This is a genomic window from Pseudomonas sp. BR20 (genome assembly GCF_050780135.1).
GTDB lineage: Bacteria > Pseudomonadota > Gammaproteobacteria > Pseudomonadales > Pseudomonadaceae > Aquipseudomonas.
This window is the reverse complement of record NZ_CP172012.1, coordinates 1,418,124-1,437,538: the sequence shown is the minus strand read 5'-3', so window position 1 is coordinate 1,437,538 and position 19,415 is coordinate 1,418,124. Positions and strand designations below refer to the sequence as shown.

Below are 19,415 nucleotides of genomic sequence, written 5' to 3'. Positions count from 1 at the left end.
GTCCGATAAGCCCTGAACGGTAGGGGCAGTCCCGCGCCCATTTGTGGTAACCGGGTATGCACCCGCCCGCCCTCACTGCAGACAATTTCCTCGACAGCGCCAATCAGCGTCTAAGCTTCAGTCAAGTCCGATCAATCTGCCGGGATGGATCAATCGACTATGGGCGCTTTATGGCAAACCGATTCAACCGAGGCTGCGGCTCCCACCGACAGCATGGACGAACAGCCATTGCCACGACGCCCCCGCAAACCGTTGTACAGGTGGCGAATGGTATGGCTGCTGCTGGTGATCGGCCTGATCGCTGCGGGCTTTGCCGCCCAGCGCGAAATGCGCACGTCGCACTGGCAGGCCCGGGAACTGAGCCGCCTGGCCGCGACCTTGACCTACACCCTGGAACCCGGCCCCAGCGAGGCGCTGGTTTATCCCGGTGCCGGGCCGTTCGACAAACGCCTGGGCTACAGCGACCTCGATGAGTTCCTGCCGCGCCTGCTCAAGCGCAACTACCTGATCCAGAGCCAGGTGCGCTTCTCCGCGCCCTTGATGACCTATGTCGAGCGCGGTCTGTTCGTGCCCTACACGGAGAAAATCCAGGCGGGCTTGTCGATCAGCGACTGCCGCGCCGAGCCGTTGTACCAGTTCACCTATCCACAGCAGTCCTACCAGCGTTTCGACGCGATTCCGCCCGTGGTGGTCAACAGCCTGCTGTTCATCGAAAACCGCGACCTGCTCGACCCGGCACAGCCCCAGGCCAACCCGGCGGTGGACTGGCCGCGTTTCGCCAAGGCGGCGTGGTCGCAAGTGGCCAAGCTGTTGCATTTGCCCGGACAGACGGCCGGCGGCAGCACCCTGGCCACCCAGCTGGAAAAATACCGCCACTCCCCTGATGGGTTGACGCTGTCGGGCGGCGAGAAACTGCGCCAGATGTTTTCCGCCAGCGTGCGCGCCTATCAGGACGGCCCGCAGACCTTGCAGGCGCGCCAGAACATCGTGCGCGACTACCTCAACAGCGTGCCGTTGTCTGCGGTGCCCGGTCACGGCGAAGTGCATGGTATGGCCGACGGTCTGCGGGTGTGGTACGGCGCCGACTTCAACCGCACCAATGCGCTGCTCGCCGACAACAGCCCGCAGAACCTCGCGCAAAAGGGCCTGGCCCTGCGCGAAGTGTTGTCGTTGATGATCGCCCAGCGCCGGCCTTCCCATTACCTGTCCAAAGGCCACGCGGAGCTGGCGACCCTGACCGACAGCCATATCCGCCTGCTGGAACAAAACAGCGTCATCGCCCCTGCCCTGGCCAAGGCGGCCCTGGCCAGCAAGGTCAGTTACCGCGACTGGCAGCAGCAACCGACGATCCAACCGATTGAAACCAACAAAGGCATCAGCGTGGCCCGCAACCGTCTAGCCACCCTGCTCAACCGCCCGCTGTATGACCTTGATCGCCTGGACCTGAGCGCCACCAGCACCTTGCAAAACGACCTGCAAACCCAGGCCACCGCCTACCTCAAGCACCTGGCCGATCCGGCCTTCGCCGGGCAACTCGGCCTGCTCGGCCCGCGCCTGCTGACACCCGCCAGCACGACTCAGGTGCGCTACAGCTTCACGCTCTACGAGATGACCGGCGACGGCGCGCGGGTGCGGGTGCAGACCGACAACACCGACCAACCTTTCGATATCAATGAGAGCAGCAAGCTCGAACTGGGCTCCACCGCCAAGCTGCGGGTGCTCACCACCTACCTGCAAATCATCAGCGAGTTGCACCAGCGCTATGCCGGCCAGACGCCCGCCGTGTTGAAAAAAGTCGAGATTGACGAGCAGGACCGCTTGTCGCGCTGGGCCGTGGACTACCTGGTGCAAAACCGCGACCAGAGCCTGTCGAAAATGCTCGACGCCGCGCTCGACCGGCAATATTCCGCCAGCCCCGGCGAAAGCTTTTTTACCGGTGGCGGCCTGCATCGCTTCCATAACTTTCGCAATGAAGACAACGGCCGCAACCCGACCTTGCGCGACGCCCTGCGCGAGTCGATCAACCTGCCGTTCATTCGCCTGATGCGCGACCTGGTGCGCTACAGCACCTATCACGGTGACAACAACAGTGCCGAGTTGCTCAAGGACGACAGCGACCCACGGCGCCAGGAATACCTGGCCCAGTTCGCCGACCGCGAAGGCACGACCTTCCTGCTGCGCTTCTGGAAAAAATACCGCAACAAGGACACCCAGGCCCGGCTCGCGACCTTTCTGGACGGCCTGCACCCTACCGCCATCCGCCTGGCCGCCGTGCACCGCTACCTGTTGCCCCAGGCCAGCCAGGCGAGTTTCAACAGCTTCGTGCGCTCGCACCTGACCGGCACCAAAACCGCGGAAAAACTCACCGACGAGCGCCTGAGCAAGCTCTACAAAGACTACGGCCCCGGTGCCTACGACCTGCCGGACCAAGGCTATATCGCCAAGGTCCACCCCCTGGACCTGTGGCTGCTCGGTTACCTGCTGAACCACCCCGACGCCACCTTCACCCAGGCCGTCGCCGCCAGCGAGCACGAGCGCCAGGAGGTCTATGGCTGGCTGTTCAAGAGCCGCCATAAGAGCGCGCGCGACAGTCGCATCCGCACCATGCTGGAGATCGAGGCGTTCCTGGATATTCATCAACGCTGGCAGGCGGTCGGCTACCCGTTCGACCATTTGGTGCCGTCACTGGCCACCGCCATCGGCAGCTCGGGAGACCGCCCGGCGGCGTTGGCGGAACTGGTGGGGACGATCCTTAACGACGGCATACGCGAGCCGACGCTGCGCATCGACAGCCTGCATTTTGCCGCCGACACCCCCTATGAAACCCACCTGGTCAACAACCCCGACAAAGGCAAGCGGGTGATGCCCAGCGAAGTCGCCACCGCCTTGCGCGGCGCGTTGTCCCAGGTAGTGGATGCGGGCACGGCGAAACGCGTGTCGGGCAGCTTCAAGCTGACCGACGGCACACCGCTGGCCATGGGCGGCAAGACCGGCACCGGCGACAACCGCATCGAAGCGATTGGCGCCGGTGGGCGCGTGCTCAGCTCGAAGTCGATCAACCGCACGGCAACCTTTGTGTTCTATATCGGCGACCGGCATTTCGGCACCCTCACCGCCTTCGTCCCTGGCAGCGGCGCGCAGAACTTCACCTTTACCTCGGCACTGCCGGTGCAGGTGCTCAAGGGCATGGCGCCGGTGCTGATGCCGTATCTGCAACCGGGTGGTCATACCTTGTGCAGCGTGCCTCAGCCACTGATCTCGACGACTTTCTCGGTGCTGCCCTCTACCACGAAGAACCGATAGACCCGTCCGGCCTGCTTCTCAAAGCTGAACACCCGTCCCGGGAAGATATGGTTCTTGGTGATCGGCGCGCAGTCCGTGCGGTCGGCGACCGAACAGTCCTTGAACTCATCCACCACTACGACGGTGTTACCGGCATTGCGCAGGGTGTAGGTGCGCCCGCCGTTCTCGACGCGGGTATCAAAACGGCTGTGTTCGGGCCGCACGAAAAACACCGTGCCGTATCCGGACATCACCCGCACACCCGCCGCCAGGGATGCTTCATAGGCGGCGCGGTCTTCATCATTGATGCCGAAGTCATCGTCCTTTTCCGGCGCCACCGGCAGGTAGCGCACCCGGAAGTAACGTTCACGATCGCGCTCGCCCATGAACAGAAAGCGCGTGCTTTGCATCGCATTGGCCGGCACGATCAGGCGTGCCGGGCTGGCCATCAGGCCATCGCGCACGAGGCCGTCGGCCTGGCTTTTGAGGGGCACTTCGTCGTAGCTGCCATCGGGTTTGTAGAGCATCTCCGTGACTTTGATCTTGACGAACGCGGTGCTGGTGCCGCCGTTGAACACACGCTTGAGGTAAGTGTTCTTGTCGCCATTCAAATAGTCGTAAAAATCGCCGACGTTGATGGCCGGCCCGGCCTGGGCGTTGAAGGACCACAGGCACATGCCCAGTACTGCATAAATGTATTTCATAAGCACCTCGTTATCACGGTCGCAACGCGTCGAATATCAGATGAACGCTGCCGAAATAGTCGCCCGGGGTATAACCGTCCTCGGGCTCGACAGCGGCAATTTCCAACAGCACCCGCTTGCCGGCCCGCGCCTCCTCGGCGGGCACCACCAGGGTGTCGGTCAAGTCCAGCCATTCGCCGTTGAAGGTGACATTCAACAGAATCAGGCGCCGGCCGTTGGAGAGCACCGGCAACTCCCCCAGGCGCGCAACGATGCCGCCGCCGCTGTTCTTCACATCGAAGTGCTCACGCAATGGCTTGAGCGTGCGACTCACCAGGTTCCAGGCCATCTCCTGCTCGCGCTCCAGAAATACCGGGTTGATGGGCAGCACGTAAAAGTCGGCGGTTGGGATGGTGACCGACACATCGAACACCTGCTCCTCACGGATCGCGAGGGCCTGGGTACTGAGCAGCGCTGTAACCATCAACAGCAATAGCGTCGCGATGACCTTGTCCGGGCGATACCCGGCTCCATGGGCTCTTTTTCTGAGCATCAGCCTTTGACCTCATAAGGTTTTTTTTCGCTGCCCTCAACCAGGGTAAAGCGGTAGGTACGCCCGGCCTGCTTGGGAAAGCTGAAGGCACGACCCGGCAGGATGTGGTTCTTGGTGACGGGCAGGCAGTCCTGGGCATTGCCGCTGGCGCAGTCCTTGAACTGATCCACCACCACGACGCTGTTACCGTCGTTATGCAGCGCGTATTCGGCGGGTTGCTCGTCGATACGGGTGGCAAAGCGAGTGTCTTTGGGGCGCACGAAGAACACCGTGCCAAACCCGGCCAGCACCGTGACCCCGGCCGAGAGACTTTCTTTGTAAGATTCACGCGCCTCACTGGACACGGCAAAGTCATCCTCCGGCTCCGGCATCACCGGCACGAAGCGCAGACGGAAATAGCGCTCTTTTTCCCGCGCGCCCAGGTACAGCAAGCGTGTGCCCTGCATGCCATTGGAGGGGACGATCAGACGCGCCGGCGTAGCCATCAAGCCATCGCGAGCGGTGTTTTCTGCGTTGCTCTGGAGCTCGACTTCCTCGGAACTGCCGTCGGCCTTGTAGAGGATCTCCATCACCGACACCTTGATGAACGCCGTACTGTCGCCGCCGTTGAAGATCCGTTTCAGGTAGGTGCTTTTGTCGCCGTCCAGGTAGTCATAAAACACCCCCACGTTGATATTGGGGGCCGCCGGTGCCGACAGCGGCAACCAGCACAGCGCGCACAGCGCCAACAAATGTTTCATTGCTGTAAACCTCATTTAGAGCTCCGAATCCCAGACCACCGTGACCTGGCCCGAGTAGGTGGATCCACCCCGGCTGAGCATCTGGTCGGCGTAATCCTTCTTGACCTCGAAGTGCAAGGTGCCGGGCCGTTGGTTGACATAGAAGCCCGGCTGGAACTGCTCGGTACCGGCGCCGCTGAGCAACAGCGGTTGGCGATTCACGGCGCTGCCGTCCGGTCGATTCAGGCCATGGGGCAGGCTGACGCTGACGTCCAGCGGCACCTCATGGCCGTCGGTGGGGTTCTTCAGGGCGCAGGTGTCGCCTATGGTCCGCTCGCAGCTCATTTGCATCTTGAAACGCGACGAAGCAGAAATGCGGAAGGTCTGGTCGCGGAACAAACGCGCAGGTTTGCGGCCCTGGTTCAGCCAGGCTTGCCAACCGCCGTGGGGCACCAGCTCGATACGGTTGCCGTTGGGGGGAACTTCGACTTTAAGGTCATGTTGCACCGCCAGGGTGAAGTTCAGGGTCAGGGTAGGACTGCTGGGCAACATCACGTCGCCCAAATCAAAGTCCTTCCCTGGCCCTACGGTGTATTGATGGCGACCGACGTACTCCCCTGAAGTCATGCCCAAGGGGTTGGGCGTGATGAGTTCATAGGCGAACTCCAGGTTGGTTAAGCGCATGGTGGGAATATCGAACCTGGCTTGTCTGGCACAGAGAGAACCGACCGGTGTTCGCCAGAAAAACCCATACGTTGTCGTCCCATACAAGCTCACCCCGGTGCCCAGGCAGGTGCGCGGCGGGTAAACCCAACTGGAGCCGGTCCATAATTGCTGGTGAGCCTGCAAAGGGGTAACGCCGCCGCCCACCAGGCTGACCAGATTGGGGATGGCATACGTCGAGCCGACACCCATGATCCGTACCCTTAACGTCTCGGTCTCCTGAGTCTGTCGATGCACGACGGTCAGGTCCTGCCACTCCGTTGGCACTTTAAACATCGCGCCTTGGCGTTGATCCGTATGAAAAGCAGCGATCTGCGTAACGGAATCCGCCGAAATGGCGGCCCTGAGACTGAATATGTTCAGGGCAGTACATTGGGCGGGAAAAGACGCACAGTAACCAACGCTTGGCGTTTTGTTCTCGAACTTATTCAAGTGCGGCTGTGAAGGGTCCGGCCGAAACTCAGCATGGATGTTCATCTCCACACCCATTACGGGCATTGCCAGCGACGCCAATAACAAACTGGCAGCAAGCTGCGAACACCGCCCTGCCAGCCTCGATACAGTCTTGCCTCTTCCAGCAACGGCATCTATCTGAGGGCACCTCATACTTCTGAATCCCAGACCACAGAAACCTGGCCCGAATAGGTCGATCCGCCCCGGCTGAGCATCTGGTCGGCGGAGTCTTTCGTGACCTCGAAGTGCAACGTACCGGGCCGTCGATCGACGTAGAACCCCGGCTGGAACAACTCGGTACCGGCACCGCTCAACAGCAGCGGCTGGCGGTTCACGGCTGCGCCATCCTGACGATTCAAGCCATGGGGCAGGCTGACGCTGATATCCAGGGGTACTTCATGACCGTCAGTGTTGTTTTTCAATGCACAGGTGTCCCCGATGACGCGCTCGCAGGCCATCTGCATCTTGAAACGCGACGAGGCGGAAATATTGAAGGTCTGGTCACGGAACAGCCGCGCCGGCTTGCGCCCCTGGTTCAACCAGGCCTGCCAGCCGCCCTGAGGGATCAGTTCGACACGGTTGCCACCGGGCGGGACCTCGACCTGAAGTTGGTGTTGCACAGTCAGGGTGAAATTGAAGGTGATGGAATTTTGTGAGGGCATCATCACATCACCAAAATCATAATCGCCCCGAGGTCCCATCGTGTAGGTGAGGCTACCGGTGTATTCGCCGGAGGACATGCCCAGCGGGTTGGGCGTCCTGAGCTCATAGGCATACTCCAGCTGAGTGAACCTCATCACCGGGATGTCCACCGAGGGCTTTCGATTGCAAATGCCAGCCCCTTCAGGAACCAGCCAGAAGTACGAGGCAAACGTAACGCCTGCCGCCAGATGGTTGGTGCTTTGGCAAGGACTGGGCGCTTGTCGCCATTGACGGTCCCAGCCAACACCTGGTTGGGCCCAAGCCGAGACTCCCGGCGGGCGCGAAACACTCCACATCCCACCCAGACCTGCAATGCGCATCTGTACAGTCTCAGTCTCTCCCGTTCTAAGATGCGTGACGGTCAAATCTCGCCAGTCTGAAGGCACCTGCACCATAAACCCTTGACGGTCGTCCTCGTGATTGGCCAAAACCGGTCCATTGGAGCTGGCGGTGAAGGTCGGTTCTCGAAGACTGAAAATATCCAGCGCCTTGCACCGCGCCGGAATATGGAATTCGCAGATCGTACTGATGGGCGTGGTGTTCTTGAATTTGTTGACCATCGGGTTGCCGGGATCGGGGCTGAACACAGCAGTAATTTCCTGGGTAAATGCAGCCGCCGTTGTACTGAACAACAGAGCTGCGCCCACACTGCCGAACCGGGTGATCAATGTGCTGATAGGTCTCATGGTAATTAGTGAACGTGTCATGACACTCAACCTGCTACGTGTGTGGTGATAGCGGAATCGGCCAACGTATCCGGCGTACACCGCAGATCACCGATCATCAGCACGTCGTTTTCATTGCGCGCGTTGGCGGTATCCAGGCGGAACTGGCACAGCAACTGGTTGTTGCGGCGCACTTCGAGGGTGGGCGAGCTGGCGTTCATTTCCAGGGAGAAGAACCCGTCGACCTCGCTCACCCCACGGCTGGCGTGGTTGAGGATGTGATGGCCCTTGAGCGGTTTGCCCTGGGGGTCCACCAGGCGCCCGAGTACGGTGACGGTGCGCATCACGCTGACCTTGCGATAGTCCACGCCGCCCTTGTTCAAGTGGTAGGCCGTGCGCGGTGGCTGGATATTCGCCGCCGGAGCGTGGTTGCCGTCGAAGTCGAAGCTGACCGAGCTGCCCTTGTAGGCGGTGATCGGGATGAAGTTGCGCCCCGGCCGCAGCACGGTGCTGCCGCCACTCAGGTCATCGGCGCGCAGGACGATGTCGTCCACGTCGCTTTCAATATCGACAATCATCCCCGAGCCGCTGCCGGCGTATTGGCTGGTGAACACCATCTTCTGCCCGCCGAAGGCGAAGGTACTGTCCAGGTTCAGGCCACCGGTCAGTTCGTTATTGAACGATGAGCGCTGCACGAAGCCGTCGCCATTGACCGCGTCGTTCTGGAAGCTGGCCATGCCCGACAGGCCCACGCCGTAGGTATCGGCCAGTACCGTAGCGGAGACGCTTTGCAGCACGTGGTCCTGCAGGTCGCGTCGGTAGCTCAGCGAGCCATTGTTGTCACGCTTGCCATCGCGGGAGGTTCGCGTACCGATGCTGGCGGACCACTGCTCGCCGGGGCTGCCGAGCGCCAGGCTGACGCTCAGGTCGATCCCGCGATTGCGTTTGTCGCCGGTGCTGGAGCTGGCCGGGCGGTCGAACACCGACAAGCGCCAGTTGGCATCGCTGCCGAACAATTGGGTGCGTTCGGTCCAGCCCAGGTCCAGGCCCAGGCCTTCGTTGTTACCTTCGCTGTAGGCCAGCCGCGCATTGATGGAGCGCAGGTTGCTCAGGCGATGATTGATGGACAGCGACGAAAGGCTGGTCTGGCCGATGAACACATCGCGCTGGCGGATGCGGGTACCGTCGGGCAGGGTTTCGTAGGTGTTGCGGTTGTCCAGCCAACTGCGCGTGTGGTTGAACACCACGCTGCCCAGGCCGTAGTTGTAGAGGCTGTTGAAGTCGACGCCGGTGCCGTAGTTGTCGGTCTGGTAGACGTTGGCATACAGGCTGGCGTTACTGGCCAGGCTCCAGTCCAGCGACGTGCCGTATTGCATGCTGTCCTTGACCTGGCGCCCGGACATGCCCAGCACCACCCGCGGGTGAGCCAGGTAGTTGAGGGATACGCCGGCAGTCAGGTCGCCGCTGGATTGTTCGTCCCAGTTGCTGAGCAACTTGCTCTCTTGCCCGGCAAATACGTTGTAGCGCCAGCGGTTGTCGAGGTTGCGCCAGTTGTTGGGCTTGTACACCAACTCCTGGGTGGTGCTGGTGATCTGGCCGTCTTCTACCAGGCGCACTTCCACCTCGTAGATGCCGCCGGGCAAGGGCCGCGTGTCCAGGCTTTGCAGGCCGGTGGAAACGGCTTGGGTGTTGATCAGCAGGCCGTTGCGGTAGATCTCCACCGAGGCCTGGCGATTGGCGGTGACGTAAATCGGGTAGATGCTCGGCTTGGGGTTGCTGATCATCAGGCTGTCGGAGCTGCCATACATCACGCCGACGGCGGTGTCGGGGCTGGCACCGAAGGTGCGCAGTTGGCGGGTCAGGCCTTCGGCATTGGGGGTGAAATAGCCCAGGCGCAGGAACTCACCGTGCATTTCGCGCTGGGCATACAGCGAGTACACGGCATGGTTGAGGGCATCGTCGTCCGGGCCGCCCAAGCGCGAAAACTGCATGTTCATCACCTGGTTCCAGTTGCCCAGGCTGCCGCTGGCGTCCAGCCCCAGGCGTCCGCCGAGGTCCTGGCCCTGGCCGCCGCTGAGGTTGAGCTGGTTACGTACGATCAGGCCGGTGCTGCCACCGGAGGGCAGGGAGTAATACTTGGACTCTTGCCCCTCACGTTCGGCGTTTTCGGTCAGCAACGTGACCAGGGACTTTTCCAGGTTGTAGTGGACTGCCAGCAGTTGCGCCGGGCAGCTGCTTTCGCAGGCGCCCAACGGCACGCCCTGCTTGAGGTAATCACCCCAACTATCACGCTCGACGTCCTTGATCACACTGCCTTCGTGATCGGTGAAATCCAGCAGGGTCAGGCGGTCATCACGGGTCAGCACGATCATCGCCTCGGCGACAAACTCCTGGTCCAATTCGACCCGTACTGCCAACGGCACATCAAAAAAGTGCTCTTCAAAGTCCGCCGGTAAACCCTTGGCCTGGGACAGCAAACTTCTTGGGGTTGTGCCAGTTGTCGCGTCAGCTGCAAACGCCCCCGTACAAAACAACAAGGCAAGCGCTGCCGCGATGAGAATCATCGGGAACATGAACGGATACTCTGATTACACTCGGGGAATTCTTGGATACCGATCAACCGACAGAGGCTGCCCGTCGATCGGTAAGGGCTAAGCAATAAGCCGATGCTTATCGATCAACAAATCGCGCTCAACGGGTGACGCGCGGCTCGTGATCGAACACCACGGTGTAGTTGGTGGTGAACAGGCCAGCGTCGGTGTCAGCCGGTTTGGCGGCCGCAACGACCAGGTCAGCCTGGGTGCCGGGAGTGGAGCTGGCATCATCCACGACTTCCAGTGGCGAACCGGTGAGGGTCACGCCGTTGAAGGTGGTGGTCAGGGCAATCGAAGAGGTGCCGTTGCTCAGGGAAGCCGGGCCGCCTTCGATGTAGGCCTTGATCGAACCGTCGGTATTTTTTACCGCGTAGGTCGCACGGATCGGGGTCAACTGACCGGTCACGGTGTTGTAGGACATGGTTTCGTCCTTACCGAAATCCGGGTCCAACGGCTGGGCGTGGAACTGTTTGGTTGGGATCGTTGCCTTGATGTTGATGACGCTGGTGGCTTCACCGGCGGCAAACACGCTGGAAGAGCCGACAGCCAGTGCGATCAGTGGCAGTACGAAAGCGGTCTTTTTAAGCATTTTAATTACCTGTTGTGGCATCAGATGTTAGTGGGGGATTCGTTATTTACCGCATGGCAAAACCCGAGCAATTCGTGTCTTGCGACGCCGGTAAATAGTCCCTCGAAAACCCACTTAACGATGCCAGCGCTTTCGCTTAAACGCGTAATTAATCACGACGCGACGCGACAGATAAAAACCTTATTATTCAATAAGATGAATATTAACTGTCATCCATTTATTACACCGCAGATACCTCAGTACCACTCGCATTAATCACTTATCCGTAGGACATGGGCTACACGCTATCTATTGAGGGGTTCTCAACGTGATTAGAACTAACGCACTGATTAAGCAGTTTATCCTTCATTCATAAAAGTGCCATTTACCTGTCAAGTAATTGCTGGTATTGCCAGGCGCTAATTCAATGCATCCGGCCCGTTGCAGGCTGCCTTTTGTCGCCGCTACCGCTCGTCAGACGCTTTTGCGCAAAGCGTAAGATATATCTTAAGTTGTATCTAAATCAGACAGGAGAACACGACAATGAGAGACCCTCATCACCACCGAGACCACGGTGACGACCGCGACGGCTTCGAAAAACGCCCCGGCCGCGAACGCGGCGGACGTGGCCCGCGCGTCTTTGCGCCGGGTGACCTGAAATTGCTGCTGCCGGCGCTGATCGCCGAACAGCCGTGCCACGGCTATGACCTGATTCGCCGGATCGAAACCCTCTTCGACGGCGCCTACAGCCCCAGCCCCGGCGTGATCTACCCCACGCTGACCTTCCTGGAAGAAAGCGAATTGATCGCCGGCGATGCCGAGGGTGGGAAAAAACGCTACACAATCACCGACGCCGGTCGTCTGTTCTTAAGCGAACAGGCTGTCGCTCTCGACGGCATTCGCCTGCGCATGGAGGTGAGCAAGCGCTCGTTGCGCGGCCATGATCGCCCAGCGGAAATCCACGAGGCGGTGCATAACCTGCGTCACGCCTTGCATTCGCACCACGGGCGCTGGAGCCCGGAAGAAATCGTTCGTGTCGCGGCGCTGCTCAACGGCACCGCCCAAGCCATTGCCGACGGGGAAGCCCAATGAATACCCAAGCCATCCACCGCGTGACCCACGAAATCAAACGCCGCCGTCTCGAGGTACTGCGGGTAGTCGATATCACCCCGCGCATGCGCCGCATCACCTTGGGCGGGCCGGAACTGGCGGGCTTTATCAGCCTGGGCAGTGACGATCACATCAAGCTGCTGTTCCCGCAGAACGCCGCCGAACAGGCAGCGCTGGAGAGCCCGACGTTCAGCATCAAGGGTGACGGCCCGCAACCGGCGATGCGCGACTACACGCCACGCCGCTTCGACCTGGACACCGGCGAGCTGGACATCGACTTCGTGCTGCACGGCGACGGCCCCGCCTCCACCTGGGCCGACCAGGCCAAGGTCGGCCAACACCTGCACATCGGCGGGCCACGCGGCTCGATGATCGTGCCGGACATCTTCGACAGCTACCTGCTGATCGGTGACGAAACCGCGCTGCCGGCCATTGGTCGACGCCTGGAAGAACTGCCGGCGGGGCGCAAGGTACTTGCGCTGATTGAAATCGCCAATGCGGCGGAACAGCAGGCCCTGGAAAGCGCCGCCGATGTGGAGGTGATCTGGGTGGTGCGCGGTCAGGATGACCTGCTCGACAGCGTGAAAAACCTCACGCTGCCGAGTGGCTCGCTGTACAGCTTTGTCGCCACCGAAACCAAGCTGTCGCGCCAGATCCGCCGGGTGCTGCTCGACACGCATAAGGTCAATGAGGAATTCCTCAAGGCCGTGGGTTACTGGCGTGCGGCCGACAGCGAAGAGGAGTAAGCCTCAGGGGTGGGAATGTCATGGCACCCCCATGACAAGTACACCGCTGCCGCTCACAGCCCCGGCGGCAGGCAAGGACCCGGCACGCCGTACGAGGGAAAACGTCACATCGTCGCCTCCTACACTGTTGGTAATCTGGGTCAGGAACGAACCACCGACTTGAACCGCACTTGCGCCACGAACAAGGGCTGTCCCCACATCCGGGTTGGTCATCATCAGCAGACGCGTGTCGAACGATGAGGGGCTGCCCTTGTAAGTGATGGTGATCGGCGTGGTAATCCCGCCGTCCGGGCATGAATAAGTGAGCCGGCGATTGCTGCGGATGGACGTGGTCAGCGGATCGGTACCTATTGCTCTCTGATGAACATCGCCGAAGTTGATCTCGATCGGGTTGTTATTGTTGATCGTGCAGGTAGACGGGGAGATGGTGAAGTTGTTGGCGGCCGTATAAGTGACGGTGAGTTGCGGCCGAGTCGCGTCGTAATTGTTCGAGCTGGTCAGGCGTAACAGGCCGAGGGTGTCGCCTGCTCGAATATCGATCGGGTTGGAGGGACTGTGGCGCACCAGAATATAGGGGGTGATATTGATCGGATAGCCGATCCCGTTGTTGGGCATGGTGGCCACCCGTATACCCGCCGGAACCGGGGTATTGAGGAAAGCGCCATTGATGCGCAAACCACTCTGTTCACCGGCAAACTTGGGGCCGGATGTCCAAGGTGTACCTGAGGCATTGCCCGTTTCCCAATAGTCAGCGCCCCAAACGGGGCCCGCTCCAGCCGTAAACCGACATTCGAGCCGAGCACCTTCCATCAGAATCCTCGTGCGATCTGTATCGAGTCGCACAGTGACGGGAACGGTCAGATGAGTGACGCGCGCCCACTCACCGCCATTGACCCGGCAGTCTACGGCTTGCGCGGTCGTGTTAATGCCCATCAGCAGGAGAAGCACAATGGCGCTGTCATATAGTCGTTTCATGTTGATCTCTCGTTGCTTCTCTACACAGGCGCCATCCAGCGAACAATCAGCCCGTGTAAATGACCTGAAAGCCAATGCGTATGCACCCGGTTGTTGAGCTTATGAATTACGGATAGTCCAGCGTAAACGTAGAGGTCACGGTGTAGGCGCCATGGCCAATGGTCTGATCCCTGATGGCATTCGGCTCACCCTGCACATAGGCTTTGAGCTCAATCACATTGCTGCCATTGACCAATACCTGTTCGTCACTGACGTTATTCACGGGTAATGGCTTGTTGCTCAGCGTCTCCAGCCCCAGCCCGATACCCGAGGCACCGCTGCCGCCATCAAGCGCAAACAACCCGGGCAGCGCCTGGTTTTCCACACCGCCGAACGTGATGGTCACCGTGTTGCCGATCGTGGTGTCACAGTCCTCCAGATGCAGCTTGAAACCTTTGCCCACTGAGCGCGTGTTGATGTAGAGGTGCTTGCTGGTAAGGTCCCAGAGCTCCAGGGTAATGGCCTCGTCGCCAGGCCGGATAGTGCAGGCCTCTTCAACCAGGGCGCCCTTGAAATTCAGGTTGTCCGCCGCCTGCGCCCCGGGGATCAGGCTGAAGGCTGGCAGCCCCGCCAGCACGGCACACAGCCACCTCCGATGAACCCTTTCATGTCCCATGGCTTCAACTCCTACTGGTATTCGGCCAACAGCGTGGCCACCGCTGTAAACCTTGCGGGGGCCAGCGTTGCACCCGGCTGCTTGACCGGCACGACTTCCAATACCGGCGGTGACGACACGGTTATGTCCAGTGGCGTATTGAGTCGAAACGGCAGGTTATTCTGAAATATCCGAATCCCCAGGTCTGGCGCACTGGTCTGCAATGCCGCGCCGTCGAATGTCGTAGGTGTCCCGTTGACACTCAACTTCAGCACCCACGGCAGCGTGTCGGCCCCACAACTGATGGTGTAGCCAATCTCCTGACGGTATCTCACACCATCGACTCGCTTTACGCCGACATCGCCGAAATCGACTTCAATTTTGTTCCCCGCATCGATCGTGCAGGGCGGCGGTTCATTAAGCGTTCCGCTGAAGGTCAAGTTGGCCGAGGCGCCGCTGCTGAGGGCGATGGAACACAAGGCGAGCAAGGCTCGCCGCTGCCAACAGGTCATTGATCGTTCCTCATCACTGGTAATCGACCACGAGGGTAGCGGCGGCATCGAACGCGCCCCCCGTCAGTCTGCTGCCCGCGCGTTTGACAGGCACCGCCTGCACGACGGGGAAGGTTGGATAGGTAAAGTTCACGGCCGCATTCAGGGGCCAATCCGCGCCATTAACGAACAGTTTCACCCCAAGATCCGGGTTACGGGTCGAGAGTACGCGACCATCGAACGAAGCCCCGGTGCCCCTGAGCTCAAGCCTCATCGCATTGCTGAAAGGCGCGTCGCAGGTGACGGTATAGGGCACGTCGCGACGATAGTTGACACCGTCCACCCGCGACGTCAGCAGATCATTGCCAAAGGGCACGTTGAGCGTACTCCCACCATTAATGACGCATGGAGGAGGCGCAATGATGACCGCGCGGATGATCAGGCTGGTTTCGGCCAGCGCACCCTGGCTGACGGCCCACAGCAGGCCTCCCCCTATAAGAATGGCCCGCGAGCCGACTGCCTTCGTCATTAGATTGCCCTCACTCATAACTGAGCCTGAAATCCACCACGGCCCGAAATGCCCCACTGGTCAACGGAGCGGAGGTGCGCGTGGGTTGAACATGCCAGGTCTGGAGACTGCTGCCCTCGGTCAAAAACAACGGCTCGCCCCGGGAGCCCAGTTGCACGTCCCGGCCCAGGGCGTCGGTCAAACGCAGCCCCATCCCGGTGATGCCTTGCACCTTGACCAGCCGTGGATCATCAGCATCGGCAGGCGCGATAAACGTGACCGACAGCACCGGTTGATGGGCGCTCCATGCCAGGTTCCCGGTACGCTCACTGCGGATACTGCCGGCGATGCGCTGGCAGTCCTGGAAGCGCAGCTGAAAGGGCCTCGATGGCGCCTGGTCGCCAGGTCTTTGCAACTGGCTGGCCGACACGGCGCCCAGGTCAATCGTTTGATGGCGCGATGTCATCTCCAGGCTGCAAGGCGATTCATGCATGGACCCGTTAACGTTCAACCGGCCACGCTGGCCATCGATACCGTCGTCATCCTCGGCGCTCACACGCGCCGCCAAGGCCAATAACACGCAGCCCAGGACTTTCACGTTGTGCGACTTCATGGCGTTCTCCCGCAGCAGACGCTACTCATTAGGCGATGAGACTTGCGCGTTCACCGTGCAAGTCTGGCCACTGCAGGTGAACGCCAGGAGCGGGCGTCCACCGTAATCGTTCACATAGGCCAGATAGGGGGCCTGGCCAAGTGCCTTGGCCGTTGGCCCCAAAGCCAGCGTGCCCTTGGGCGGGATCATCACCGGTTCAAAGCCCGCCACGGTTTTGCCGTCTTTGCTGCTGCGCGCGTCCACCAGGGACACGTAGTAAGGCGTGGGGTTATTCACCTGGTAACGGTCGCCTTGCCGGGTGAGGGTGAGCTTTTCCTGCCAGGGATTGGCCAAGTCCTGCTGGCTGGGCATGATGGCTTGCGGGCGGTAAAACAATTTGATGCGGGTCTGCAGCGCAATTTGCAGGGTGTTGGATTTGTCGCTGCGCGGAGGAATTTCCCGCAGGTTGAAGTAGTAGACGGTCTCGCGATCCTGGGGCAACGATTTGACCGCTGGCAACGCCTGGACTTTCACCTGGCTTTGTTTACCGGGCTCCAAGCGTTGAACCGGCGGCAGCACGATAAGGGGCGAGGCGATTTTGTTGCCCTGCTCGTCCTCGATCCACCCCTGGGCCAGGTACGGCAACTGGGTGTTGTTATTGGTAATGTTCACGCTGGTGGCATCCTTGCCCCCATCAAAAATCACACGGGTCCGGTCCAGGCCAACCGCAGCGTCAGCGTTCGGATTGAGGCCCAGAGCCAGCAGTGCGAAGACCAGGAGTGTAGGGCGCGTATTGAGCATCATGAGGCGGTATTCTCCGTATCGGTGCGCTTCCCGGTCAGCGCTGCTGGCTCGGGTGAGGATTGATCAGTGGCGACACTCTGGCAGCGCAGTTGCAGGGCATCGGTCAAGCTGTCGGCTGGCAAAACCACAGGCAGCGTGAGCAGGCATTGGTCGATGCCGCCCCAACTGACGATCATCTGCTCGCCGGCCTGGATGCCGCTCAGGTAAACGGCGCCGCCGTCGTTCACAATTCCGGTGTCCTGCTGTTTTATGTTTTTCACCGTCGCGCCGAAGGGCGGTGAACTGCCATCCGGCAGGCGCAGGACTGCCATGGCCTTTTCACCGGCAATCACGTCCAGCGATCGATAACCAATGGCCCCGTCGGTGAGTGTCAGTTGCGTCACCGACTGAGTGGCCTCGACGTTGCTCGGCAAGCTCTCCAGGTCAACACTGGCGGCCGTACGCTGGTAGCTGCTGATATCGGAGATCACCGCCTTGCCGAAGGCATTGGTGCGGGTCGACACGCCGTAACCCCGCACAGGCACGTCGGGTACCCCACCGGTGTCGAGCATCAGGCGGGTCCCGCCGACGGTATTGGTTCGGTGCAGGGCCGCACCGTAGGGCGTGAGCGTGCCGCCACCGCGAATAGACGCACTGAGGGTTCTGCCATTGCCTTGTTGTGTGCTGGCGCTGAGATCGATATCAGCCTGGTCGCCAATATGGCTCAGATAACCACTGGCAGAACGATCGCTGGCACTGAGCTGGTAGCTGTTGCGTTCATCGATGCGGTCACTGTAACGCGTGGAAAAGCTCTCTTTGCCCGAGGTCCTGCTCCCATCCAGCGACAGTGTGCCGCTGCGCCCCAATGGCAGGCTGACCGTCAGCGCCATTCCGCTATCCTTGTAGGCGTACTCCTGACTGCGGTACATGTTCAGGGACAGGCTCATGTTCCTGACGGAGCCCACATTGAAGTAGCGCGACATCGACAGGTTCCAGCGCTGCGTGTCCGGGCGCCCCCAATACGTCTGTTTGTTGTAACTGGCGTAGACCGTCGCCCCAAGGTCACGAAACTGCTTATTGAGCGTCACCGTATACAGTGCCTTGCTGTCGCCGATCGGTTTCCAGCCCTCGATGAACTCAACATTATCGATTTCGCCGCGCTCGCCGTTCAACCCGTAATGGCGAGCGTCCAGGTACTCACTCATGCTCAAGTAGTTTTTCTCGGAAAACCGGTAACCGGCAAACGTCACCTGGCTGTCGTACTGCTCGAAGTGCTTGGAGTATTGAAGGCGGTAGGATTTGCCCGAGAGCGACTGACTCCACACACTGGCGTGGGACTGAGTGACATCCAGCGATACGGCTCCAAGCGCCAACAGGTCACGACCGGCGCCGACAGACAACGCACGGTAGTTGTTATCGGTGATAGCGCCGCCGAACAGCGACCAGCCATTGCTGACGCCCCAGGAGAATTCACCGGTGCCGAAAACATTGCCATCGGCGCCGTATTGAAGATCGGAGGGTCGCCCCACCGCCAGCTTGTAACGAACCTGGCCAGGGCGCGTCAGGTAGGGAATGCTTGCCGTATCGATCTGGAAGGTGTGTACCGAACCATCCTGCTCTTCCACCCGCACATCCAGGGTGCCGCTCACGGCGTCATTGAGGTCCTGAATACGATACGGGCCTGCCGCGACCAGCGTTTCATAGAGCACGCGGCCCTTCTGGCTGATAACAACCCTGGCATTTGTTTTGGCGACCCCCACCACTTCCGGCGCGTAACCACGCAAGTTGGGGGGCAGCTGGCTTGCATCGGAAATGAGAGCGGCGCCGGTATAGCGGAAGCTGTCAAACAGGTCCGAATACAGGTAGTCCTCTCCCACCGTCAGGCGCGCCTTCAGTGCAGGCACTGCGCGATAGGCGTAGTAACGACTCCACTCCAGCTGTTGTGGGTCCCCGTACCCGCTGTCGAGGCCTTTTTCGACACGCGCCTGCCAGTCCGCCCTCAGGCGCCAGGCCCCGGCATTCGCCCCCAGGGTACCGTTACCACTGAGATTGTTACGGGTGCCGTCATTCTTCTGATAACTGGACTGCACCGTCATGTTGTAATCGACCAGCAGCCCCGGCACGCCCTCATCCCAACGGGAAGGCGGATCCCAATTGATGGCGCTGTATTCAAGGTAGGCCTGGGGCACGCTGATGTTCAGCGTGGAGGTGGCCAGGTCGCCACTGACCTCCATGCCCGGCAAGCTTTCTATATCCAGGCAGTCGCTGCCTTTCCACCACTTGAGTTCAGCAGCGCCCGACGCCTTGAGGCCCAACAGGCCCACCAGGGCCGGCGACAAACAGGCCTGGCTGCCTTTAGGATCATTATCGGGAGGATAGAAAGCCACTGAGTGCTCGGCAATCGCCTGGTTATTGATCTGCACCCCCATCGAGTAAGTGCCAGGCAGAATAAAACCGCTGCGCGCGAACTGAGACAAGTCAATATTAGTTCGATCACTCAGATCAAGAACGTCCGTATTAAACTCAATATCCCCGACAGCCATCGCAGTGCCCGGCAATAATATCAACCCACTGAAAAAGTTTGAGCGCAGCGTATTTTTGACCTTCGCCGTATTCAACATGCAAGCAACCCAT

At 60.4% G+C, this 19,415-nt stretch carries 17 protein-coding genes; 3 read left to right on the top strand and 14 right to left on the bottom strand.

Going from position 1 to position 19,415, the window contains the following annotated elements:
* Positions 1 to 159: 159 nt before the first annotated feature.
* Entirely contained in the window at positions 160 to 3,303 is a 3,144-nt protein-coding gene (locus tag ACHPFG_RS06455) for a transglycosylase domain-containing protein (RefSeq protein WP_431701874.1), read from the top strand.
* Here ACHPFG_RS06455 and ACHPFG_RS06450 read toward each other — a convergent pair.
* The 7 genes from ACHPFG_RS06450 to ACHPFG_RS06420 form a co-directional block, all read right to left on the bottom strand.
* Positions 3,246 to 3,986, bottom strand: coding sequence for a molecular chaperone (locus tag ACHPFG_RS06450; protein WP_431701873.1), 741 nt, complete (start codon positions 3,984 to 3,986; stop codon positions 3,246 to 3,248). The genes ACHPFG_RS06455 and ACHPFG_RS06450 overlap by 58 nt on opposite strands.
* Positions 3,987 to 3,999: 13 nt before the next feature.
* Entirely contained in the window at positions 4,000 to 4,518 is a 519-nt protein-coding gene (locus ACHPFG_RS06445; RefSeq protein ID WP_431701872.1) for a CS1 type fimbrial major subunit, read from the bottom strand.
* A complete protein-coding gene (locus ACHPFG_RS06440; RefSeq protein ID WP_431701871.1) occupies positions 4,518 to 5,258 on the bottom strand; it encodes a molecular chaperone in 741 nt (246 codons plus the stop codon). The genes ACHPFG_RS06445 and ACHPFG_RS06440 overlap by 1 nt, the downstream gene beginning before the upstream one ends.
* A gap of 15 nt (positions 5,259 to 5,273) precedes the next feature.
* Positions 5,274 to 6,197: a hypothetical protein gene (locus ACHPFG_RS06435; RefSeq protein ID WP_431701870.1), complete on the bottom strand. Its 924-nt coding sequence runs from the start codon at positions 6,195 to 6,197 to the stop codon at positions 5,274 to 5,276.
* Positions 6,198 to 6,562: 365 nt separating this feature from the next.
* Complete coding sequence (locus ACHPFG_RS06430) at positions 6,563 to 7,822, bottom strand: hypothetical protein (protein ID WP_237683035.1); 1,260 nt, start codon at positions 7,820 to 7,822, stop codon at positions 6,563 to 6,565.
* Between the two features lie 5 nt (positions 7,823 to 7,827).
* Positions 7,828 to 10,353: a CS1-pili formation C-terminal domain-containing protein gene (locus tag ACHPFG_RS06425; RefSeq protein WP_431701869.1), complete on the bottom strand. Its 2,526-nt coding sequence runs from the start codon at positions 10,351 to 10,353 to the stop codon at positions 7,828 to 7,830.
* 118 nt (positions 10,354 to 10,471) lie between these two features.
* A complete protein-coding gene (locus ACHPFG_RS06420; RefSeq protein WP_431701868.1) occupies positions 10,472 to 10,963 on the bottom strand; it encodes a CS1 type fimbrial major subunit in 492 nt (163 codons plus the stop codon).
* A gap of 522 nt (positions 10,964 to 11,485) precedes the next feature.
* Here ACHPFG_RS06420 and ACHPFG_RS06415 point away from each other — a divergent pair.
* Both ACHPFG_RS06415 and ACHPFG_RS06410 read left to right on the top strand, forming a co-directional pair.
* Positions 11,486 to 12,034: a PadR family transcriptional regulator gene (locus tag ACHPFG_RS06415; protein WP_145335182.1), complete on the top strand. Its 549-nt coding sequence runs from the start codon at positions 11,486 to 11,488 to the stop codon at positions 12,032 to 12,034.
* On the top strand, positions 12,031 to 12,798 hold the full coding sequence (locus ACHPFG_RS06410) for a siderophore-interacting protein (protein ID WP_431701867.1): 768 nt from the start codon (positions 12,031 to 12,033) through the stop codon (positions 12,796 to 12,798). Before ACHPFG_RS06415 ends, ACHPFG_RS06410 begins: the two co-directional genes overlap by 4 nt.
* Before the next feature lie 18 nt (positions 12,799 to 12,816).
* Here the strand turns inward: ACHPFG_RS06410 and ACHPFG_RS06405 are convergent, their stop codons facing one another.
* The 7 genes from ACHPFG_RS06405 to ACHPFG_RS06375 all read right to left on the bottom strand — a co-directional run bounded on the left by ACHPFG_RS06405 (position 12,817) and on the right by ACHPFG_RS06375 (position 19,402).
* Positions 12,817 to 13,773, bottom strand: a complete 957-nt coding sequence (locus ACHPFG_RS06405) for a fimbrial protein (RefSeq protein ID WP_431701866.1) — start codon at positions 13,771 to 13,773, stop codon at positions 12,817 to 12,819.
* Positions 13,774 to 13,879: 106 nt separating this feature from the next.
* Positions 13,880 to 14,428 (bottom strand): fimbrial protein, encoded by a 549-nt coding sequence (locus ACHPFG_RS06400; RefSeq protein WP_431701865.1) that lies wholly within the window; start codon positions 14,426 to 14,428, stop codon positions 13,880 to 13,882.
* A gap of 11 nt (positions 14,429 to 14,439) precedes the next feature.
* Complete coding sequence (locus ACHPFG_RS06395; protein ID WP_431701864.1) at positions 14,440 to 14,919, bottom strand: fimbrial protein; 480 nt, start codon at positions 14,917 to 14,919, stop codon at positions 14,440 to 14,442.
* A 13-nt stretch (positions 14,920 to 14,932) separates the two neighbouring features.
* The gene (locus ACHPFG_RS06390) at positions 14,933 to 15,445 is read right to left on the bottom strand and encodes a fimbrial protein (protein ID WP_371920959.1); all 513 of its coding nucleotides are present in this window, start codon (positions 15,443 to 15,445) and stop codon (positions 14,933 to 14,935) included.
* Entirely contained in the window at positions 15,438 to 16,019 is a 582-nt protein-coding gene (locus ACHPFG_RS06385; protein ID WP_131697423.1) for a fimbrial protein, read from the bottom strand. The genes ACHPFG_RS06390 and ACHPFG_RS06385 overlap by 8 nt, the downstream gene beginning before the upstream one ends.
* A gap of 21 nt (positions 16,020 to 16,040) precedes the next feature.
* Positions 16,041 to 16,802 (bottom strand): fimbria/pilus periplasmic chaperone, encoded by a 762-nt coding sequence (locus tag ACHPFG_RS06380; protein ID WP_145335188.1) that lies wholly within the window; start codon positions 16,800 to 16,802, stop codon positions 16,041 to 16,043.
* On the bottom strand, positions 16,799 to 19,402 hold the full coding sequence (locus tag ACHPFG_RS06375; protein WP_431701863.1) for an outer membrane usher protein: 2,604 nt from the start codon (positions 19,400 to 19,402) through the stop codon (positions 16,799 to 16,801). The genes ACHPFG_RS06380 and ACHPFG_RS06375 overlap by 4 nt, the downstream gene beginning before the upstream one ends.
* Positions 19,403 to 19,415: the final 13 nt, after the last annotated feature.